The 512-nt window shown below is 71.7% G+C and carries 1 pseudogene; it reads right to left on the bottom strand.

From position 1 onward, the window contains the following. Window positions 1-512 (bottom strand): annotated as a pseudogene (locus tag AC5RUO_RS20020) (glycine dehydrogenase (aminomethyl-transferring)); the annotation flags it as partial.

Here is a 512-nt window from a genome sequence, read left to right as displayed (position 1 = left end):
GTGGCGTCCCCGGGCATGAAGGGTGCCAGGTGGGCTTTGGCCGCGACGGGTCCGACGCCGGGTCCGCCGCCGCCGTGCGGGATGCAGAAGGTCTTGTGCAGGTTCAGGTGGGACACGTCCCCGCCGAACTTGCCCGGCTGCGCCAAACCCACCAGGGCGTTGAGGTTCGCGCCGTCGATGTAGACCTGCCCGCCGGCGGCGTGGACCGCGTCGCAGACCTCGCGGACGTCCCCGTCGTACACGCCGTGGGTGGACGGGTAGGTGATCATGATCGCCGACAGTGCGTCCTTGTGGGCGTCGATCTTCGCGTACAGGTCAGCGTGGTCGATGGTGCCGTCGGCGGCGGTGGCCACCACCACGACCTTCATCCCCGCGAGCACCGCGGACGCGGCGTTGGTGCCGTGCGCCGAGGCCGGGATCAGGCAGACATTGCGCTGGCCCTCGCCGCGGGAACGGTGGTAGCCGCGGATCGCGAGCAGGCCGGCGAGCTCGCCCTGGGACCCGGCGTTGGG

It is taken from the genome of Arthrobacter sp. Y3221087, from assembly GCF_059089905.1.
Note: the sequence above shows the minus strand (reverse complement) of the source record. Positions and strands in the feature narration are given on the sequence as shown.